The sequence below is a fragment of the Mesorhizobium sp. IMUNJ 23232 genome (assembly GCF_044326205.1).
In the GTDB taxonomy this organism is placed as follows: domain Bacteria; phylum Pseudomonadota; class Alphaproteobacteria; order Rhizobiales; family Rhizobiaceae; genus Kumtagia.
In genome coordinates this window covers 1-728 of the sequence record NZ_JBIRCY010000167.1, presented here as the reverse complement: position 1 = coordinate 728, position 728 = coordinate 1, and the positions used below count along the sequence as shown (strand labels likewise).

Sequence of the window (728 nt, the reverse complement as noted above, 5' to 3'; positions counted from 1 at the left end):
CAAGGGTTTCGCAAAGCTGAGGAGCGATGAAGTCGGGGAGATGAGCGGTCGTGACGCTACTCCGTTTCTTCTTTCCCCGCGCCTCTGCCTTGCGCTCTTCGGCGGCAAGGCCGGTGCGGCTGTCCCAGACAGCATCTGCCTCCACGTTGCCGCCCTGCAGCATGAAAGGCTTCGGCTTGCGACCCTTGCCGCCGGCAATTGCCTCCATGGTGCGGCCCGAGGCGACGGAAGTGTCATTCTTCTCAAGGACCGCAGCGCCGTTTTTCTCTACCGCGAATTCATCGCGATGCTTGATCAGCAGCCAGTTTGTGCGCTTGCTCCGTTCCCGGTCGTGGGCCATCCGGACCAGAACGAAGCTTCCGTGCAGACGCTCGCCCTCAAGCGTGAACTTAAAATCGCCCTCCGCAAGAGCCTGCTCAGGGCTCTTCTTGCCCTCCGGCTCCCAATAGCCTCGGTCCCAAAGCATAACCGTCCCGCCACCATACTGGCCTTTCGGAATCGTCCCTTCGAAGTCGCCATAGTCGAGCGGATGATCTTCCACCTCGACCGCGAGCCGCTTGTCATGCGAATCGAGGGAAGGGCCGCGGGTCACAGCCCAGGATTTGAAGACGCCATCAAGTTCGAGCCGAAGATCGTAGTGCAGCCGCGTTGCGTCATGTTTCTGGATGACGAAGCGACGGCGGTTCGATGGCTTGACCGACTTCTGGCCGCTCGGCTCCTGCGTCTGC

General features: G+C 61.1%; 1 protein-coding gene. It reads right to left on the bottom strand.

Annotation, left to right across the window (positions count from 1 at the left end; translation table 11 throughout):
- A partial coding sequence (locus ACH196_RS38140) for a DNA polymerase ligase N-terminal domain-containing protein (protein ID WP_396651994.1) occupies positions 1–728 on the bottom strand: 728 nt, incomplete at both ends.